Here is an 18,646-nt window from a genome sequence, read left to right as displayed (position 1 = left end):
CCCCAGAAACTGCGACTGATCTTTACCTCTTGCCAAGGGTGCGTGATAATCATTAATACAACTGCAATCTAAGGCACAGTGATGAGCCAAGACGAATATTTTTCTGTGCGAGCGGCGATTCGCATTAATGTTGAGCCTCTTGCTGACAATCAAGCCCAGCCAGATGCGCAGGCTTTTGCCGCCGAAATCCCGGCACCTTTTCGCCTGGCGAGTCAATGCGGCCAGCTCGATAGCGACGTAGAAAAAGATCTTAAAGCGATCGATCCGGAGGATGCCTCTGCGTTATTCCGGGTGCTGCAGGCGCAAAACGAAAAAATGACACTGATGATGGGCTATATGCTCAGCCACGAAGATCAGCCCGACCATCGCTTTGTGACACACGCCTTTGGGGCGAGCAGTTTTTCTTATCATAGTCATTCGCCGCTAAAAAAAGGCGTGCACGCGCGCGTGAAGTTGTTTCTCGATTATCCGCCAACGGCCATCTATTGCTACGGCGTCGTGACGAGATGCGAGCCTCACACCGACAGCGATCAAGAAAACCCTGACTATGTGATCCAAATTCAGTACACGCGTTTATTGGAAGAAGACCGCGACACGCTCATTCGTGCGGCGCTGCATCATCAGCAAAAACTACTAAAAAAGCGTGCACGAAACCGAAAACAATCAAGCAGTTAAACTCATGACCCAACAACCGCTCTATGCTTTTACCCTGCCCTCAGGGCCAGGCGACGTCAAACATCTTGGCAATTTATCAGGGGCTGCGTTACCGCTAGCCATTGCGACGCTCACCCAGCAACACGCCGGTCCGGTGTTCCTTTTGGTGCCCGACAACCAGACTGCGGTGCGTTTGCAGCCCGCCATTCGTCAATTTACCCAGGGTAACTGCGACCTCCTGCCTGATTGGGAAACCCTGCCTTACGACAGTTTTTCTCCCCATCAGGATATTATTTCCGCGCGTTTGTCTTGCCTGTATCAGCTTCCTCATCAACAAGACGGGGTACTCATTGCGCCCGCGAGCACCGCATTACAGCGCGTGACGCCACGACATTTTCTCCATCAACATGCCTTAATGGTGAAAAAAGGCGATATCTTATCGCTTGAGAAGTTGCGTGATCAGCTGACAGACGCCGGCTACCGCCACGTTGACCAAGTGATGGAGCATGGCGAGTTTGCGAGCAGAGGCTCGATTCTCGACTTGTTCCCAATGGGCAGTGACGAACCTTACCGGATCGATTTTTTCGATGATGAAGTCGATACCATTCGCCAATTTGATCCAGAAAACCAACGCTCCACGGGTGAGCTAGAACAGATCCAGCTATTACCCGCGCATGAGTTCCCCACCGATGACGCAGCGGTGGAATATTTCCGAGGCCGTTTTCGCGAGCATTTTGAGGCGCGCCGAGAGCCAGAATCTATTTACCAACAAGTGAGTAAGAAAACCTGGCCGGCTGGGATTGAATACTGGCTGCCACTGTTTTTTGAACACACCGAAACCTTGTTCGATTACTTACCGAACAACACCTTGGTTTTATCGGTCGGGGATATTGACAGTGCGATTGACCATTTCCAAGCCGACGTGGCAACCCGCTATGATCAACGACGTGTCGACCCGCTTCGCCCACTGTTACCCCCCGAGGCGTTGTGGCTCAGTAAAGAGCGCTTACACACCACCTTAAAGCAGTACCCTCGCTTAAAGCTAGAAAGTGACAGCGTCACAGAAAAAGTGGGGCGAGAAAACCTCGACATTGCGCCGCTGCCAACGTTGACGGTCAATCACCAAGCCAAGGAGCCCCTCGCGGCGCTACGCCAATTTAGTGAGCAATTTAGCGGCACCTTGGTTTTCTCGGTCGAATCGGAAGGACGACGCGAGGCTCTGCTGGATCTTCTCGCCCAAGCCAAAATTCGTCCCATGGTGGCCGACGGCTTGCAAGAAGCTTTGTCGCAACCCGGTCGATTTGGCTTAATCATCGGCCCGGTAGACCAAGGCTTTATTGATAACACCCGACAATTTGCCCTGATTTGTGAAAGCGACATGTTTGGTGAGCGCGCGGTGCAGCAGCGCCGGCGCGATAAACGCAAGCAAAGTGTCAGCAGCGATGCGGTGATCAGAAGCTTGGCGGAGCTAAAACCCGGCCAGCCTGTTGTCCATCTCGAGCATGGTATTGGTCGCTACCAAGGCTTACAAACTCTGGAAGCGGGCGGGCTCAAAACAGAGTACATGACGCTCGAATACCAGCAAGGCGCCAAGTTATATGTTCCGGTTGGCGCCTTACACCTGATTAGTCGCTATTCTGGCGGCGCAGAAGATGCCGCTCCCATACATAAGCTTGGCGGAGAAGCCTGGGAGAAAGCACGCCGCCGCGCCGCAGAGAAAGTGCGTGATGTCGCCGCTGAACTACTCGATGTGTATGCCAAACGAGAGACCAAGCCTGGCTTTGCGTTTAGCCATGACAAAGACGCCTATCGCGCCTTCCGGGCGACTTTCCCGTTTGAAGAAACCAGTGATCAATCACAAGCGATCAACGCGGTGCTTTCCGATATGTGTCGTCCCATTGCCATGGATCGCTTGGTATGTGGCGATGTCGGCTTTGGTAAAACCGAAGTGGCTATGCGTGCCGCCTTCTTAGCGGTCAATAACAGCAAGCAAGTTGCCGTGTTAGTCCCCACCACCTTGCTGGCGCAACAGCATTTCGAGAATTTCCGCGACCGCTTTGCTAACCTTCCCGTCCGGGTGGAGGTGTTGTCACGCTTTAAGTCTGCAAAAGAGCAAAAAGCAATTTTGGCCGATTGTGAAGCGGGTAAGGTCGATATTCTGATTGGCACCCATAAGTTACTGCAATCGGATGTGAAGCTACGCGACCTCGGTTTATTGATTGTTGATGAGGAGCACCGGTTTGGGGTTCGCCAGAAAGAGAAAATTAAGGCGATGCGAGCCAACGTAGATATTCTCACATTAACCGCCACGCCGATCCCCAGAACACTGAATATGGCGATGAGTGGCATGCGCGATCTCTCGATTATCGCCACCCCACCGTCACGCCGCCTCGCGGTGAAAACCTTTGTCCGTGAACGCGAAGATACCCTAATTAAAGAGTCATTGCTGCGTGAGATTATGCGCGGTGGCCAGGTATACTTTTTACACAATGATATCGAGACCATAGAAAAAACGGCGAATGAAATCAGTGAAATGATCCCAGAAGCGCGCGTGACTGTGGCCCATGGCCAAATGCGCGAACGTGAGCTAGAAAAGATCATGAGCGATTTCTACCATCAACGATACAACGTGCTGGTATGTACCACCATTATCGAAACCGGTATCGATATTCCCTCAGCCAACACCATTATTATTGATCGCGCCGATCACTTTGGCCTCGCACAACTCCACCAACTGCGTGGCCGTGTCGGTCGCTCGCACCACCAAGCCTATGCGTATCTGCTGACCCCCCATCCAAAACGGATGACCAAAGATGCGGTGAAACGACTGGACGCCATTGCCTCGCTCGAAGACCTTGGCGCTGGCTTTACCCTCGCGACCCAAGATCTAGAAATACGCGGCGCCGGTGAGCTACTCGGTGACGAGCAAAGTGGTCAAATCCAATCGGTCGGTTTCACCCTGTACATGGATATGCTTGAGCAGGCCGTCGAGGCACTAAAAGAAGGCAAAGAGCCGAGCTTAGATGTATTGCTGAATGAACAAACAGACATTGAGCTGCGTTTGCCTGCGCTGTTACCGGATGATTATATTCCCGATATCAATATGCGTTTATCGATGTATAAACGCATTGCCAGCGCTAAGTCCAACGATGATATTAATGAGCTGCAAGTTGAGCTGATAGACCGTTTTGGCCTACTGCCTGACGCCACCAAAAACCTCCTTCATATCCAGCAGCTCAAGATACGCGCCGCGGCATTAGGAGTGAAAAAGATCGAAGCCAGTGATCGTGGCGGCATGGTCGAGTTTCATGAGGACGCGCAAATTGATCCCGGATTCTTGGTCGGGCTGTTACAATCGCGGCCAGACAAGTATAAATTTGACGGGCCAACCAAAATTAAGTTTATCGAAAGTCTCACCGATCGACGGGAGCGGATGAACTTTATTGATGAGCTGTTGACTCAATTTGCAAGTCACCAACTGGTCGCATAATGGCTTGCCAAAGAAAACGGAGTAACCTGTGAAAAATCATTCATGTCACCCACCAGGCTGGCTAGCACGCTATACCAAGCAGAGCCTTTGGGCGTTGCTACTGATCTCACTTAGCCAACCGGTTTTAGCTAAGCGACTTTATGATGTCGAATTGATTGTGTTTAAGCGCAACCAAGACCCTGCTAGCGTGGAGGAAAGCTGGCCAGCACAAACCGATATGGGATCGGTACGTCGTGCAACGCCAGTGACGAACAACAGCGCACTACAAAATGCAGGACTGACCCCACTACCTCGTAGCCAATGGCAGCTGACAAATGCCTACAACAAACTGTCTAACCATGCGGGCTTTACGCCCATGGTGCATGTTGCATGGCGTCAAGATGACAGTGGCCGCGCTGCCCTGCCTTTGCTGCGTGTCAGTGCCGGAAAAGACTATCGCGACCGTTTTAATCCAGACGGTACGCCGGTGACAGCGCAAGCCACCCCGTCAAGCAATACAGCGTCAGATAGCGAACAAGCGTGGGATGAGCAGGCGCTTGAAACCGCGCCCCCTCGCCAGCCCCTCTATGAGCTAGATGGCACACTGCGCGTCTACGTCCAGCATTACTTGTTCGTCGAGGCCGACATGGTGCTACGAGAGCCAAGCGAGCGGCGCGCACTGGTGGAAGACGTGGTCAATATGCCACTGCAAACCACAGATGCGCAGCAAGGGGCCTCATCAAACACGAATAACGTGCAAGTCGCGGGCCTAGAAAAGGTGAAGAAGCAGTACCACATCGAGCGCTTTTTGCAGCCTTACGCGTTCACGCACAAACGACGGATGCGCAGTGGCGAAATTCACTATTTGGATAACCCCATGATGGGAATGATTATTCAAGTACGCAAAGCGAACTAGCCTGCTCACCAGATATCCGCTCACGCCTTGTCATCACTCACGATGACAAGGCGCTTTTCTATCCGTCACTTTCATGTAAAAGATAAAGATATCAATTTCATCAATTGTGGCTATTGATGCCACATTCAATTAAAAGCCTTTATTGCTATTTATAATCGCCGCCCGGCAGCCACACTCATTGATTAAGTCTCATTTATCGGTGAATTGGCCTATGAATATGTGTTTCCCGCCTGCTCTCGTTCAATACCGCAATACAGTCACTTTGGTTGCGCTTCTTATCTTAGCTGGCTGCACGTCCCAACCCTCTCAGCAACTGGTCAAAGACTATGCGCAACAGTCCATCAAGGTGCATCACACCGTTGAATCTGCCTACGTTAGCGCGAAACAGGCGCGTGTTGACGCGATTCTATCGCGTGCAGTGCGCGATGGGCTTCCGGCTTCCAAACTCAAGATCACACCAATTGCCGATACCGGACAACAACAAGCCCTCGCCGATCTCGTCCGCTACAGCCAGCTTCTCTCCGCACTCGCCACCGAGGATCACAATGCGCGAATCGACCAGGCATCTGAGCAACTACATGACACCCTGAGCTCTCTTCGCGACAACCCTTTTGTTCACGACATTAAGTCGGTGGAAGACGATGATATCGCGATTGTCTCGACCGGTATCAATGCACTCGGCCGCGCAATGAGCGATACAACGCGTCATCGACAATTGCTGGCCGTAATGGACGCAGGACAACCCGTGATACAGCAAACTATCGCGCGTCTTCGTCAAGACCTCCCCCATTGGCAAATGGCAACCCGGGTCGCTTTAAATCAAGCCCTATCGATTCGTATGCAACTGCTAAACAACCCGAATCGCTGCCAGCAACGTCGCGAGACGCGCTGCATCACCTTCCATACGTCTTATGATCAGCGGCTTAAAGCCTACCGCCATGCTTATCACACCAAACAAAAGCTACTGGGACTGAATGCCTACTTTGCACGCTTAGATCGTACCTTATCGGACTATGTGGCCATGCATAACGCAATCATTGATTCACTCCGTCTAGATAATACCGCCTCTGTGCAAGGCGCCCGCCGTGCGATTGAGACCACCAAGCACCACCTTGATGCGCTTAACGACTTTCAACAGCAGCTAGAGGAGTGACCATGAGCCCCAACGAAACAAGCTATCACCTACTGAAATCGAATTACGACAGCCTCGACCGTTTTTTGAGTCAAACATTGATTGGGCCACAACTGGAACCATTGCAACGAAAAAGAGAACAGCTAGGCGAGCAACTTTATCACTATCATACCAGCATGATTGCCTTGCATAGCGACCAGTTTGAGCAGGATGCGCACGAGTTGGATCGCCTTATCACCCATGCACGCCAAGCACAAAAGGTGATTGATGAGGCAGAAGAGACCATAGAGCACGTGGCAAAAATCGGTAACGCCATTGATAAGGTATTGGCGCAGTTGGCTAAGGTAATCTAAAACAAAAAACCGGCCAACAGCCGGTTTTCTCATTAATCTTCCGCAAACAGGTACCGCATTATGCGCTGTTTTTCGTCCCCGTTGGTCGCGCACGACGGGGTTTGTTAGCCGAATTGGCCTCACCGCGCGCTCGCGACGTATTACCCGCCCCTGGCTTACCGCCGCTTGGTTTGTCGGTATGGCGACGATTTTTCCCTACCGGCTTGTGGCCACGTGCATTGTCACCAGAGCGTTGACCATCCTGACGCGGTTTATTCTTTTTCGGCTTCTTGGGCTTGATCGGACGCGTGTCGAGTTTAGACTCTGGCACTGGATTCGCCACCGGAAAGTCCGCCAAGCTATGGCGCGGGAGAACCTGTTTAATCAAGCGTTCAATGGCAAACAAATCTTTGGCTTCATCAGCGCACACCAGAGACACGGCATTGCCTACCGCCCCCGCGCGACCGGTGCGACCAATACGGTGAACATAATCTTCCGCCACATGAGGTAAATCGAAGTTCACCACTTGTGGCAATTGGGCAATATCAATACCACGCGCTGCGATATCCGTTGCCACCAACACTCGCACGTCACCGGTTTTGAATTGTTCAAGGGCTTTGGTGCGCGCGCCTTGGCTCTTGTTACCATGAATGGCGGCGGCACTTACGCCGTACTCATCCAGATAACGCGACAAGCGGTTGGCGCCGTGTTTGGTTTTGCTAAACACCAGCACCTGTTGCCAGTTATTGTCAGCAATCAAAGAAAGCAGCATCGCGGGCTTTTTCTTTTTATCAACCGGATAAATGCACTGCTCCACCCCTGTCGCGGTTTGGTTCGCAGGGCTCACCGAGATCTCAACCGGATTATTCACCAGCTCTTTCGCTAGCTGGCGGATGTCAGCCGAGAAAGTGGCAGAGAACAGCAAGTTTTGACGCTTGGCTGGCAACAGTCCCAAGATCTTACGAATATCACGAATAAACCCCATGTCTAGCATGCGATCAGCTTCATCCAGCACCAGCACTTCCAGCTGAGAAAAACGCACCGCATTTTGCTGATACAGATCCAATAAACGCCCTGGCGTCGCCACCAGCACATCAGCGCCTTTGCGAAGCTTCATCATCTGCGGGTTTATCTTCACCCCGCCAAATACCACCATAGAGCTCAGCGATGTATGCTGGCTGTACTGCTCAACATTTTTATGCACTTGGGCGGCAAGCTCACGGGTTGGGGTCAGAATCAGGGTGCGAACGTGGTTAGGGCGCGCGCGTTTACCTGCTTGTAAACGCTCTAAAATAGGCAAAGTAAAGCCTGCGGTTTTGCCCGTCCCGGTTTGCGCGGCCGCCATCACGTCTTGCCCTTCAATCACCGCTGGAATCGCTTTTTCCTGAATCGGTGAGGGTGTGGTATAGCCTTGCTCTTCTACGGCTTTTAATAGTGGTGCAGATAGTCCTAAAGAGGAGAAACTCATCAATTGATCTCAATAAATTAAAAATGTCGTCACAGGCCGCATGGCCCATCACTTAGGGTCATGAATATCAATATCGTGGTATGAGAAAAACTCGGCGTCAGGAGGGTTGCTCTAGAAGTGATATCAATAATCTTGATTGCGGGGCTATTGTGACGCCTTTCATGTCAGGCGGCAACCACTATCATGCAAAATGCCAGCTCATTCCAGTGCTAACCGGCACGAGCTGGCAACATCACTTAATCGTCAAACGGCTGAGGCACTGGGGTATCAGCGTTGGAAGGTGGAAGTGTCGGCAAGTCAAAGCTCGGCTGATCGCCAGTCAATGTGAGTAAGAACGCCACAATCTTCGCATTTTCATCATCGGTAAACTTACGACCTAATTGCAGACGTCCCATAATGTCGACCGCCTCTGTTAACGTTTGCGCTTCACCGTCATGGAAATACGGATAGGTTAATTCCACATTACGTAGCGTCGGCACCTTGAACATAAAGCGATCCGCGTCTTTACCCGTCACCGCAATACGCCCTTCGACGGGATTCTCAGTTTGATAAGGTTCAAGCAAGCCCATTTTCTGGAACGAGGTACCACCTAACGCACTGCCGTTATGGCATGCCACGCACCCTGACTCGACAAACAGACGATAACCCGCCAACTCATAATCACTAATCGCAGAATCATCCCCCATTAACCACTGATCGAAAGGAGAGTTGGGCGTGACCAAGGTACGCTCAAACTCGGCAATAGCATCCGTCACGTGCTCAATCGTGATCTCCGTGACACCAAACACTTGATTGAATTCACGCACATATTGCGGAATGGACTGCAGAACATCGATGGCGAGCACATGGTTCGACGCCATCTCTCCTGGATTCGCGATCGGCCCGCCGGCCTGCTCTTGCAAATCAGACGCGCGACCGTCCCAAAATTGAGCAATAGACAAGCTAGAGTTCAAAACGGTAGGCGAATTAATCGGGCCTTGTTGCCAATTATGACCAATCGACGTTTTTAGGTTATCACTGCCACCCATGCTGAGGTTATGGCAGGAATTACACGAAATGAAGCCAGACTTAGATAGCCGTGGATCAAAAAACAGTTTCTTACCAAGCTCGGCTTTTCCGATATGGATCTCTTCTGGCGGGGTAATCGGCGAGACGGGTTCGTTGCGGGGTAATGCTGATGCAACCTGACTCGCTATAAGTCCGGTAGCGACAATAACCGTCTTAATGATTGAACGCATTGCTCCTCCTGATGATATTTTTTTATTTAGTCACCACTAATGTAAAATAGTCACCCATCAAGACTTGTGCGAGTATAATGTCTACCTTTATTGACTACGATCAAAAAGACCGAGGCATGCCCCGGTCTTATCGTTTGATTTCGCGGTGCCTGATTCAGGCGCAACGTTTAGTGCAACTTTAGACTCGGACGCAACACGCGGTTAATCCGCCCAACCAGCATCATCAAACCGGTTTTGACATAACCGTGCAACGCAATTTGGTGCATCCGGTATAGGGAAATATAAACCATGCGAGCAATCCGGCCCTCAATCATCATCGAGCCTTTGGTCAGGTTACCCATCAAGCTACCCACGGTAGAAAAGCGGCTGAGTGAGACTAACGAACCGTGATCTTTAAACACATACGGCTTCAGTTCACGCCCATTCAACTTCGCCACAATGTTACTAAAACAGCGACTGGCCATCTGATGCGCAGATTGTGCACGCGGCGGTACTTTGCTGCCGTCTTCTTGCGTGCACGCCGCACAGTCACCGATCACAAAGATATCGTCATCACGGGTAGTCTGCAGGGTATTTTTCACTTCTAACTGATTGATACGGTTTGTTTCTAAACCGGCGATCTCTTTCAAAAAGTCAGGCGCTTTAATGCCAGCGGCCCACACCATAATATCAGCATGGATGCGCTCGCCTTCTTTGGTTTCTAGCCCTTCTTCATCGGCCTTGGTGACAAAGGTATTGGTTTTCACCTTCACACCTAACTTTAATAATTCTTGATGTGCGGCACTAGAAATGCGTGGCGGCAATGCGGGTAATATCCGCTCACCAGCTTCAACCAAGGTCACGTTCAGTTTCGAGTTATCTAAATCACGGAAGCCATAATTCCGCAGTTCTTTAATCGCGTTGTGTAGTTCGGCAGACAGCTCCACCCCGGTGGCACCGGCCCCGACAATGGCGATATCGACACTGCCTTGGCCGTGTTTGGCGTGCAATCGCATGAATTCGTTGTTCATCTCACGACGGAAACGATGCGCCTGCTTAGGGTTATCGAGGAAAATGCAATTGTCCCGTACCCCTGGCGTATTGAAATCATTCGACGTTGAGCCAATCGCCATCACCAAGATGTCGTAATCCAACTCACGCTCAGGCATCAACAGTTCGTTGTTTTCATCATACATGGGCGCTAGCGTGATCACTTTCTGGTCACGATCAATGTCCCACAGCGTGCCCATTTGAAAGTCAAAACCATGGTTTTTAGCATGCGCACGGTAACTAAGCGCATCGACGCCTTCGTCCATCGACCCTGTCGCGACTTCGTGTAACAACGGCTTCCAAAGGTGGCTGCTATTTTTGTCCACCAAGGTAATCTCTGCTCGGCGCTTGCGGCCTAACGTGCGGCCCAGCTTGGTTGCAAGCTCAAGCCCGCCTGCACCGCCACCGACAACGATAATTTTGGTCACTTCTACATCCTTACCTAACTAAAAAAATACACGCTAGCCGCCCATCGGCGACTGGCTAAAACTGGCACTCATTGGCATTTTGTCAGTAACTAACAACATCTGTTGCGTATTCTGCGTTCTTTTTTATTGGATTGTTCGTCAACGCAAGGCTCTATTTTGCCGTAAAACGACAATTACTTCGAGCCTTGTCTGCGCTTAATTAATGGATTACATGTAGGAAAATTACACCAAATGCTCGCAACACTGTGGTTACGAGCATGGCATTAGGCCGATTGTTTAAACTCGGCAATGGCTTGTAGGTGGGCGGAGAGATTTTTAAATTTGTGGCTTTGTTTTTCATCCCAACGTACGGGATAAAACGGAGACAGCAGATGGTAGCTACGTTGACTGTCTAACACATCATCTTCTCGCGACAAAATGACCAACGCGCGCTGCTGATTACGTTGGCGAAAGTCAGTCACGCATTTAGTGGCGATGTCTTCATACTCTTCCGGACGGTCGATTTTGCCCTGCATGTTTTCATAAGGATGAAGGTTGGGGTTAATGATCACCTGCTTAATGCCACACAGAAAGCCAATGCGCTCAGACCAATAAGCACCAAGCCCCACCCCGCAAATCAAAGGGGCTGGATCACTGCTTGCTTCAATTTGCGTCTGAACTTGTTTCAGCAGGTGTTGCATATCGTGCTTGGGGTGCATGGTGCTGTAGTTGATGGTGCGCACATCGTCATCAACAAATTGGAGCTGCAGCACCTTTTCATGGTTGCCTGGGCTCGTGGCATCGAAACCGTGAAGATATATGATCATGTAAAGCCATCCTTGGTTGTCGCGGAGCAGAGACCCTTATCAATAGCATAGCCCTCCGGACAGAAAAATGAGCAAGATCACCCTAGAAATAATCAGGGTATTTGACCCGCCACGATGTCACACCTCGTCCCGATAATAAGATAACGCGACCCGCTCCAGCAGACATTGCGCTAGGCAAGGCTCAACGGCTCATGTCACTAAGGCGCGTTTGCCACTCATTAAGACTTTCCACTAAGCGGTTGCGTTGTTCGTCATCCAGGCTGCGATCCAGGCGCAGCAGCCAATCCAGCCGCCGCGAACGATAGATTGCCATTTCGGTTTCCGTCTCTGGCCCGGCTCGCCACGCCACCACATCATTCACCCATTGCGACAACGCCGCTTCGGTATCAATCGATTGTCTGTTATTGATAATGTTGAACAGGCGGCTGACTAACCGCTCACGTACTTGACGGAATGTCGGCATCGCCGCTTGTTGGTATTGCGCCATTTCGGTGAAGAGCGGCTGCTGATGGCGGTCGGTATCACCCACCCACTCTTCGGTATCTTCTTCCAAGTCATCCCGCTGATAGGCAAATTGCTCGTCCTCAGAACGCTTAGCGCGGCGCTGGGTGGCTTGTTCAATTTCCTCTTCCATCCACTGCGTCAGTGCTTGCGCTTGCTCATCGTCAAAACTATCAAGTAAACGTGCGGTGGCGGGCACAAAAGCCTGTAATGTCGCGCGAATTCTCTCTTTCACCGCGTCTTGATGCGCGCGTAATTGCGCCATGGTTTGCCGTTCGGTACTTTGTGTGGCGATCAGTCCTAAGCGCTCAGCAATCGCCGGTAATTCGTGTGTGCGGTGCCATTGTTGAATCTTGTCGAGGTCGGCTTTGACTTGGCGGGACTGTTCGGGGCGCAAATTGACAATATCGTCAATGTAGTAATGAATCCAAAACGGCAAGGTGTTATAGGCCAGCTCTGTGGTACAGCCTACCAGCAAAAGCAAACAGCCAACTAACCACCCTGTTCGACAACCTTGTTTGACCATCCCTTCCTCCGTGTTCAATTAGCCTCGCCTTTGTGCCGCCAACTGTTCAAAAAGCTGGTTAGCCGCCTCTTTGTAGGCCGGTAGCCGATACAAGTTCGCACCTACCTCATACCAGCATAGCGCCAAATAGTCGGCAAACGGCAACCACGCCAACACGCGCCTGCGCACCGCCTCCGTCGCTTTTATCTGTTGCTGCGCACAATAGGTTCCAATCACCGCATCAGGCTGTAGGGCATTGGCACGACAAAACAGCGCAATATCAAGGTGCGCATCGGCCGTACGTGCATATTCCCAATCGAGCACGACAGCGCCACGATCGGGCGTCATCACAACGTTGTAAGCGCCCAGATCCATGTGACACAGCACCGGAATATCGCCCTCTTCGGCAGGTCGCTGCGCGATTGCCCAGGCTTTAATATCCGCTAGACGATGCACGTTGGCGGCTGATAGCTGCCGCTCGTAATGCTGGCATTGTGCATCAACCGAGGCGGTTTCAATTTCAACCGGTAATTGGTGTATACGAACCAACAGGTCGATTAAGATCGCTGCGTGATCATCGTTACATTGATCAAGCGGCTGACCTGGCACCCAGGGCACCAGTAAGCCTTCGGCCAACAGCGCAATCGGCTGAGGTGCCAACCCATGATTGGCGGCCAAGGATTGTGCGTTTGCTTCGCGCGCCCGATCGATGTCAAACGCCCTGACGGCTTGGCTATTAGGACGCCATACACTCTGTCCACCTTGTGAATCGGTAACGCGCCAACAACGATTGGTCAAACCGGCGGCCAGTGGCTCAGTGTGGATTATCTCTGTCGGCTTGGCGTAAAAGCGGCTCAGTGCCGTGTTAATTGGCGCGTCGAGTGCCGGAGACCAATCATTCACTGACAAACGTCTCAACCCCTTGCCACGCAATCACACCAGAGTGTAAGTCCATCAGTTGCAAGCGCAGATGATAGGGGCTCCCCGCTGTTATTTTGCCACTCAGCTGGTACTCAGCCCCCAGCATTCGACCATATTGAACAATGGTAGACGGGTCGACCAATGCTTGATTTTGCGCCAGCCCAAGTGACTGACGCACCGCTTGCACTCTCGCCTCAGGCACTGGCGTAATGCGGCCAGCAGTGACTAACCCCGCTTTAAGCTGCTCGGAATAAGTTTGTGTCGGAAAGTAGTGGTTACTCAGGTTTTGAATGGGCTGCACCAGGGTGACGGGTGACGATTGCAACGGCTGGCTGTCAAGTAGTCCACTTACTGCCGCGTGCATTGCCTGATCCAAGCTCGGATGAGGCCGACGAGAGGGAGTCGTTGTCGATGGGCTCTGCGCACCCGGTTGATAAACCGGTTGTGTGCGTGGCGCACAGCCAATCATGGTCAGTAAGAAAAACGCCATGAGCAGAGTGGTAAGTAGTGAAGGCTGTCGCAGCGAACGCTGTCGCAGTGAATACTGTCGCCCCGCCGACGGCATGGGTAAAGAAGCAAAGCGGACAAGTGCCATTGTTATTTCCTCAAGGATAAGTATGAGCCTGGCTGTTGATCTCGACGTAAGGAGGCACGCTAGTGGACAATCACCATGCGGTACTGGGTCGCGCTCGCGGTCGGCACCCGAGTATTAATACGTTTAGAGGCCTTCGCAGGCAACGAAATACGCTGCCACTCAGACGGCGAGGCCTCCACTTGCAGCCCTTGTTTGTCGTACCAATAAAAGCGGTAACGCATCCACTGGGAGTGCTGGCTACGATTAATAAGCGTTAAACAGGTTTGTCGCGTGGTCTTCGCACCGGCACACGCCCGCCGTTTAACGTCGAGTACCTGCGCCAGTGTATTATCCGAATAAACCACAGATTGTCCTGGCGTGATCGAAAGAGATGGCTTGCCGGTGGCACATCCAGCCAACAGGCTCAGGGTTGCCAGTAAACACAACCATTTACCCATACTCTTACCCTCTTAACGCTTGTCTCGACTAGCCAACCACCATTGGCCCCAACGCCCGGCCACCCACTAGATGCATGTGAATGTGGTAAACCTCTTGCCCACCATGCTGATTACAATTCATGATCAAGCGGTAACCGTCTTCGGCAATCCCTTCGTCAGCGGCTAATTTTTTCGCCACCGTAATCATACGTCCCAGCGCAAGCTCATCATCGGTATCCACATCGTTAGTGGTCGGAATCAACTTATTGGGCACGACTAAGATATGCACAGGGGCACGCGGGTTGATATCGCGAAAGGCGGTCACGAGTTCATCCTGATACAAAACATCCGCGGGGATTTCTTTACGAATGATTTTGCTAAAAATTGTTTCTTCCGCCATGGTTCACTCCCTTTTATTGTTGTTTACCGCGCCAAGTATGCGGCAGCCCTACTTGAAGGGCAATACGCTGACGGTGCTAATGTACAACAATTGCGTCAACATCCGGTTAAAACTTGGTTAATCTCCCCAAACAATCAGGGGCTGAATCAAGTAATCGATTGCGTTACCATAGCGACAATGCCTTGACATGTAAGGATCACAGCATGACCACCCTATTATTTAAGAATGTCTCCGTTGTCAACGAAGGACAGATTGTTGAAACGGATGTCCTGGTTGAAAATGGCCGAATCAGCCAAATCGCCCAAGATATCAGCGCGCCCGCCGCGGCCGATTGCCGCGTGATTGATGCCACTGGCAAGCACCTTCTGCCAGGGATGATTGACGACCAAGTGCACTTTCGCGAACCCGGTTTTCCGAAGAAAGGCACCATCGCCACCGAATCCAAAGCGGCGGTCGCGGGAGGCATTACCACCTACATGGAAATGCCTAACGTCAACCCACCCACCACGACGCTAGAGGCGCTGGAAGAAAAATACCAACGCGCCGCGCAATCCAGCCATGCTAACTACGCATTTTACCTCGGCGCGACCAACGACAATATTGACGAAATTCGTCGTTTAGACCCCAATAGCGCCTGCGGGGTAAAAGTGTTTATGGGCGCCTCCACCGGCAATATGCTGGTGAATGATCCAGAGACACTCAACGCCATTTTCGCTGATTGTCCCACGCTCATCGCCACTCACTGCGAAGACACTCCCATGATCAGCGAACTCGAGAGCATCTATCGCGAGAAATATGGTGAAGACGTGCCGATTGATGCCCACGCGCACATTCGCTCTAAAGAAGCGTGCCTTAAATCATCCCAGCTGGCGGTTAACCTCGCTAAAAAGCACGGCACCCGTTTGCATGTGCTGCACTTGACCACCGAAGATGAGCTGTATCAGTTTGAGCCAGCCAAAACGCTCGAAGCCCTGCAGCAAAAGCAGATCACTGCTGAAGCCTGTGTCCATCACCTGTTTTTCAACCGAGATGATTACGCGACCAAAGGCACGTTGATCAAATGTAACCCAGCGATCAAAGAAGCTCACCATCAGCAGGCACTGATTCAAGCGGTCAAAGACGGCGTGATTGATGTGATTGCCACCGATCATGCCCCCCATACGTTTGAAGAAAAGCAAAACAGCTACTTCAACGCGCCGGCTGGCCTGCCTCTTGTGCAACATGCGTTACAAGTGGCCTTAGAGTTTTATCATCGTGGTATCTTCGATTTGCCTTTGGTGGTGCAAAAAGTGGCACACGCCCCTGCAGTTCGCTATCAGGTGAAAGATCGTGGCTTTATCCGTGAAGGATATTGGGCCGATTTAGTGCTGGTGGATCTCAACCAAACCCAGACGGTTGGTCAAGATAACCTCTTCTACCAATGCCAATGGTCACCGTTTGACGGCCACACTTTCGGCTCTAGCATTGATATGACTATCGTCAATGGCCAAATTGCCTTTGAGCACGGTCAACACAGCGACGAACGCTATTCAACGCGCCTTGAGTTCGACCGTCAGTAAGTCATTGCATAGGCGCGCGACTATGTGTCGCGCGCACAAGACAGATATTTCACTGTATAACGCGTCAACAAGGGTGTTTTTGTCTGACAGGTCAAACTCTGGCATCACAAACCTTGCGCGCAATAACGATTTGCTTTTATATCCGAATCGTATATTGTGTGGGTGATATATGGATATTCACGCTGCTTGGTTTCAACACCGGATGATGTTGAAAAGCTGTGTTCGCAAGGAGAGGTAACCTTAAGCGTCTTTCGGTTATCGCGACACTCGTATCCTACCTCTTCCACTGGCGCAAGCTGTTCATCATGCCTGTTTTGGCCTTTGATGAAACGCTCCAGCTGGCTGATATCCGCATCAGGGCGTGCATTGTGGCTCCGGCCAACAATGACCAACCCAACACGAATGACGGGCGTTTGCGCATAAATCGCAGGCGACCATCCAAATCATCGAGTATCTGCCGTGCCAACGATACTGAGCGCATTCAGCGTCTATGGCTATCGGTGAACTCGTGACGTCGAATAATCAACCAGTGAGGTGATGATGTCTTCATCTGCTTCTAAGCCACTTCTCAGTGTCGAAAACCTGAGTGTGTCATTTACGACCAACGACGGCATGGTCGATGCCGTTAAAAATGTTAGTTTTGACATCATGCCCGGTGAAACCGTGGCAATCGTTGGTGAATCAGGGTCAGGAAAATCGGTTTCTAGTAGCGCCGTGATGGGGCTGCTCCCCAATAACGCATTAGTTAAGCCGGCCTCTAAAGTGACCTTTAATGACACCAATGTCTTGACGCTGTCCACCAAGCAAATTCAGAAGATGCGCGGCGATCGTGTCGCCATGATCTTCCAAGAGCCGATGACTTCGCTTAACCCTTACATGCGTGTTGGCGAGCAGTTAACCGAAGCGATTCAGTGTCACCATCGCACCACAGCTGAGAAGGCAAAACAGCGCATCATCGACTTGTTAAACCTGGTTCACTTGCCTAACCCTACCAGCGCGCTAGAGAAGTATCCGCACGAGTTTTCTGGCGGTCAGCTTCAGCGCATCATGATTGCCATGGCACTGGTTAACGAACCGGATTTGTTGATTGCCGACGAGCCAACCACCGCCCTTGACGTCACGGTGCAAGCGGAAGTGCTTAATCTGATTGGCGAGCTCCAGCAAAAAATGGGCATGGCCATCATGTTTATCTCGCACGACCTCGGCGTGGTGAAACACCTGGCCGATCGTGTGGTGGTCATGTGCAAGGGTGAAGTGGTCGAGACCAATGACACCCAAGCCCTGTTCGAAAATCCACAAAAAGATTACACCAAGATGCTGATCGACGCCGTGCCGCGTGGCCGCAAAGAAGCCCCGCAGGACGATGCAGAAAACTTGCTGACGGTGGATAACGTCACCATCAAGTACTTCTTGGGGGCAGACTTCTTTGGTGGCAACAAACGCTATTTCGAGGCGGTCAGCGATATCAGCTTATCACTGCGCCGTGGTGAGACATTGGGCATTGTCGGTGAGTCTGGCTCAGGGAAATCGACCCTAGGCCGCGCCATTATGCGCCTGTTACCCGTCGCTGAAGGTCGCGTTTGCTTTAAAGGCCAAGATATTCACGGGATCAAAAACAGCGAGAACAAAGCGCTTTGCCGCGATATGCAGATGGTGTTCCAAGACCCATTTGGCTCTTTGTCGCCACGCATGACAGTCGGTGAAATTGTTGCCGAAGGCTTGCGCACGCATTTCCCCGAGTTGAGCAAAAAAGAGCGTCTCGAGCGGGTGAAAGATGCACTGTATGAGGTACGTCTAGATACCTCAGCGATCAACCGTTATCCGCACGAGTTCTCCGGCGGTCAGCGTCAGCGTATCGCGATAGCACGTGCGTTGATTTTGAACCCTGCGTTTATCTTGCTGGATGAGCCAACTTCGGCACTGGACCGCTCCGTGCAGCTGACGGTCATCGACTTGCTGAAAGATATCCAAAAACGCCATAACATCGGTTACCTGTTTATCAGCCACGATTTGAGTGTGGTTCGTGCCCTCTCCGATCGCGTGATGGTGATGCAAAAAGGGAAAGTCATGGAAGCCGGTACCCCAGAGGAAATCTTCCATCACCCACAAAACGAATACACGCGTAACCTGATTGCTGCCTCGTTCGACCTTGCAGAAGAGGAAGTGGCCTAGCCCACGCAGTGATGCCCAAACGGGCAACATCGTTAAACAAAAAATGCGCCAATTTGGCGCATTTTTTTATGGTTTCTATCCACTTATACGCTGCCCGACTCAACG

Annotated in this window: 16 protein-coding genes; 7 read left to right on the top strand and 9 right to left on the bottom strand. The window is 51.5% G+C overall.

The features are described from left to right. The first annotated feature begins 81 nt into the window (after positions 1 to 81). From BZG20_RS00185 to BZG20_RS00165, 5 genes are all read left to right on the top strand, one after another. Positions 82 to 675 (top strand): hypothetical protein, encoded by a 594-nt coding sequence (locus tag BZG20_RS00185; protein ID WP_077577740.1) that lies wholly within the window; start codon positions 82 to 84, stop codon positions 673 to 675. Positions 676 to 679: 4 nt separating this feature from the next. Next, positions 680 to 4,144 (top strand): transcription-repair coupling factor, encoded by a 3,465-nt coding sequence (gene mfd / locus BZG20_RS00180; RefSeq protein ID WP_077577739.1) that lies wholly within the window; start codon positions 680 to 682, stop codon positions 4,142 to 4,144. Between the two features lie 28 nt (positions 4,145 to 4,172). Further along, positions 4,173 to 5,039, top strand: coding sequence for a peptidoglycan binding protein CsiV (locus BZG20_RS00175; RefSeq protein ID WP_077577738.1), 867 nt, complete (start codon positions 4,173 to 4,175; stop codon positions 5,037 to 5,039). A 211-nt stretch (positions 5,040 to 5,250) separates the two neighbouring features. Next, positions 5,251 to 6,192, top strand: a complete 942-nt coding sequence (locus tag BZG20_RS00170; protein ID WP_077577737.1) for a hypothetical protein — start codon at positions 5,251 to 5,253, stop codon at positions 6,190 to 6,192. Positions 6,193 to 6,194: 2 nt separating this feature from the next. Then, on the top strand, positions 6,195 to 6,524 hold the full coding sequence (locus BZG20_RS00165; RefSeq protein ID WP_077577736.1) for a hypothetical protein: 330 nt from the start codon (positions 6,195 to 6,197) through the stop codon (positions 6,522 to 6,524). A 58-nt stretch (positions 6,525 to 6,582) separates the two neighbouring features. Here BZG20_RS00165 and BZG20_RS00160 read toward each other — a convergent pair whose 3' ends face one another. The 9 genes from BZG20_RS00160 to hinT all read right to left on the bottom strand — a co-directional run bounded on the left by BZG20_RS00160 (position 6,583) and on the right by hinT (position 14,810). Continuing rightward, positions 6,583 to 7,971 (bottom strand): DEAD/DEAH box helicase, encoded by a 1,389-nt coding sequence (locus BZG20_RS00160; RefSeq protein ID WP_077577735.1) that lies wholly within the window; start codon positions 7,969 to 7,971, stop codon positions 6,583 to 6,585. A 236-nt stretch (positions 7,972 to 8,207) separates the two neighbouring features. Continuing rightward, on the bottom strand, positions 8,208 to 9,209 hold the full coding sequence (locus tag BZG20_RS00155) for a cytochrome-c peroxidase (RefSeq protein ID WP_046073130.1): 1,002 nt from the start codon (positions 9,207 to 9,209) through the stop codon (positions 8,208 to 8,210). Positions 9,210 to 9,376: 167 nt separating this feature from the next. After that, a complete protein-coding gene (locus tag BZG20_RS00150; RefSeq protein WP_046073129.1) occupies positions 9,377 to 10,666 on the bottom strand; it encodes an NAD(P)/FAD-dependent oxidoreductase in 1,290 nt (429 codons plus the stop codon). A gap of 263 nt (positions 10,667 to 10,929) precedes the next feature. Further along, a complete protein-coding gene (gene ycfP / locus BZG20_RS00145; RefSeq protein WP_046073128.1) occupies positions 10,930 to 11,472 on the bottom strand; it encodes an alpha/beta hydrolase YcfP in 543 nt (180 codons plus the stop codon). A 181-nt stretch (positions 11,473 to 11,653) separates the two neighbouring features. Next, the gene (locus tag BZG20_RS00140; RefSeq protein ID WP_077577734.1) at positions 11,654 to 12,499 is read right to left on the bottom strand and encodes a DUF6279 family lipoprotein; all 846 of its coding nucleotides are present in this window, start codon (positions 12,497 to 12,499) and stop codon (positions 11,654 to 11,656) included. 18 nt (positions 12,500 to 12,517) lie between these two features. Next, positions 12,518 to 13,381 carry a phosphotransferase gene (locus BZG20_RS00135; protein ID WP_158010004.1) on the bottom strand — a complete coding sequence of 288 codons (864 nt, stop codon included), beginning with the start codon at positions 13,379 to 13,381 and terminating at the stop codon, positions 12,518 to 12,520. Next, positions 13,374 to 13,994: a hypothetical protein gene (locus BZG20_RS00130; protein WP_046073125.1), complete on the bottom strand. Its 621-nt coding sequence runs from the start codon at positions 13,992 to 13,994 to the stop codon at positions 13,374 to 13,376. Before BZG20_RS00130 ends, BZG20_RS00135 begins: the two co-directional genes overlap by 8 nt. A 59-nt stretch (positions 13,995 to 14,053) precedes the next feature. Continuing rightward, a complete protein-coding gene (locus BZG20_RS00125; RefSeq protein ID WP_077577732.1) occupies positions 14,054 to 14,431 on the bottom strand; it encodes a YcfL family protein in 378 nt (125 codons plus the stop codon). 28 nt (positions 14,432 to 14,459) lie between these two features. Then, complete coding sequence (hinT, locus tag BZG20_RS00120) at positions 14,460 to 14,810, bottom strand: purine nucleoside phosphoramidase (protein ID WP_046073123.1); 351 nt, start codon at positions 14,808 to 14,810, stop codon at positions 14,460 to 14,462. Between the two features lie 203 nt (positions 14,811 to 15,013). Here hinT and BZG20_RS00115 point away from each other — a divergent pair, with 203 nt between their 5' ends. After that, positions 15,014 to 16,369 (top strand): dihydroorotase, encoded by a 1,356-nt coding sequence (locus BZG20_RS00115; protein WP_077577731.1) that lies wholly within the window; start codon positions 15,014 to 15,016, stop codon positions 16,367 to 16,369. Positions 16,370 to 16,909: 540 nt separating this feature from the next. Continuing rightward, entirely contained in the window at positions 16,910 to 18,541 is a 1,632-nt protein-coding gene (locus BZG20_RS00110) for an ABC transporter ATP-binding protein (protein WP_046073121.1), read from the top strand. Positions 18,542 to 18,646 lie beyond the last annotated feature (105 nt).

It is taken from the genome of Salinivibrio sp. IB868 (assembly GCF_001995655.1).
Taxonomy (GTDB): domain Bacteria; phylum Pseudomonadota; class Gammaproteobacteria; order Enterobacterales; family Vibrionaceae; genus Salinivibrio; species Salinivibrio siamensis.
Note: the sequence above shows the minus strand (reverse complement) of the source record. Positions and strands in the feature narration are given on the sequence as shown.

Coding starts and splice junctions, on each gene's coding strand:
- ycfP (WP_046073128.1), bottom strand. CDS start 11,472: ATGATCATATATCTTCACGGTTTCGATGCCACGAGCCCAGGCAACCAT.
- BZG20_RS00155 (WP_046073130.1), bottom strand. CDS start 9,209: ATGCGTTCAATCATTAAGACGGTTATTGTCGCTACCGGACTTATAGCG.
- hinT (WP_046073123.1), bottom strand. CDS start 14,810: ATGGCGGAAGAAACAATTTTTAGCAAAATCATTCGTAAAGAAATCCCC.
- BZG20_RS00170 (WP_077577737.1), top strand. CDS start 5,251: ATGAATATGTGTTTCCCGCCTGCTCTCGTTCAATACCGCAATACAGTC.
- BZG20_RS00115 (WP_077577731.1), top strand. CDS start 15,014: ATGACCACCCTATTATTTAAGAATGTCTCCGTTGTCAACGAAGGACAG.
- BZG20_RS00160 (WP_077577735.1), bottom strand. CDS start 7,971: ATGAGTTTCTCCTCTTTAGGACTATCTGCACCACTATTAAAAGCCGTA.
- BZG20_RS00125 (WP_077577732.1), bottom strand. CDS start 14,431: ATGGGTAAATGGTTGTGTTTACTGGCAACCCTGAGCCTGTTGGCTGGA.
- BZG20_RS00140 (WP_077577734.1), bottom strand. CDS start 12,499: ATGGTCAAACAAGGTTGTCGAACAGGGTGGTTAGTTGGCTGTTTGCTT.
- mfd (WP_077577739.1), top strand. CDS start 680: ATGACCCAACAACCGCTCTATGCTTTTACCCTGCCCTCAGGGCCAGGC.
- BZG20_RS00130 (WP_046073125.1), bottom strand. CDS start 13,994: ATGGCACTTGTCCGCTTTGCTTCTTTACCCATGCCGTCGGCGGGGCGA.
- BZG20_RS00110 (WP_046073121.1), top strand. CDS start 16,910: ATGTCTTCATCTGCTTCTAAGCCACTTCTCAGTGTCGAAAACCTGAGT.
- BZG20_RS00185 (WP_077577740.1), top strand. CDS start 82: ATGAGCCAAGACGAATATTTTTCTGTGCGAGCGGCGATTCGCATTAAT.
- BZG20_RS00165 (WP_077577736.1), top strand. CDS start 6,195: ATGAGCCCCAACGAAACAAGCTATCACCTACTGAAATCGAATTACGAC.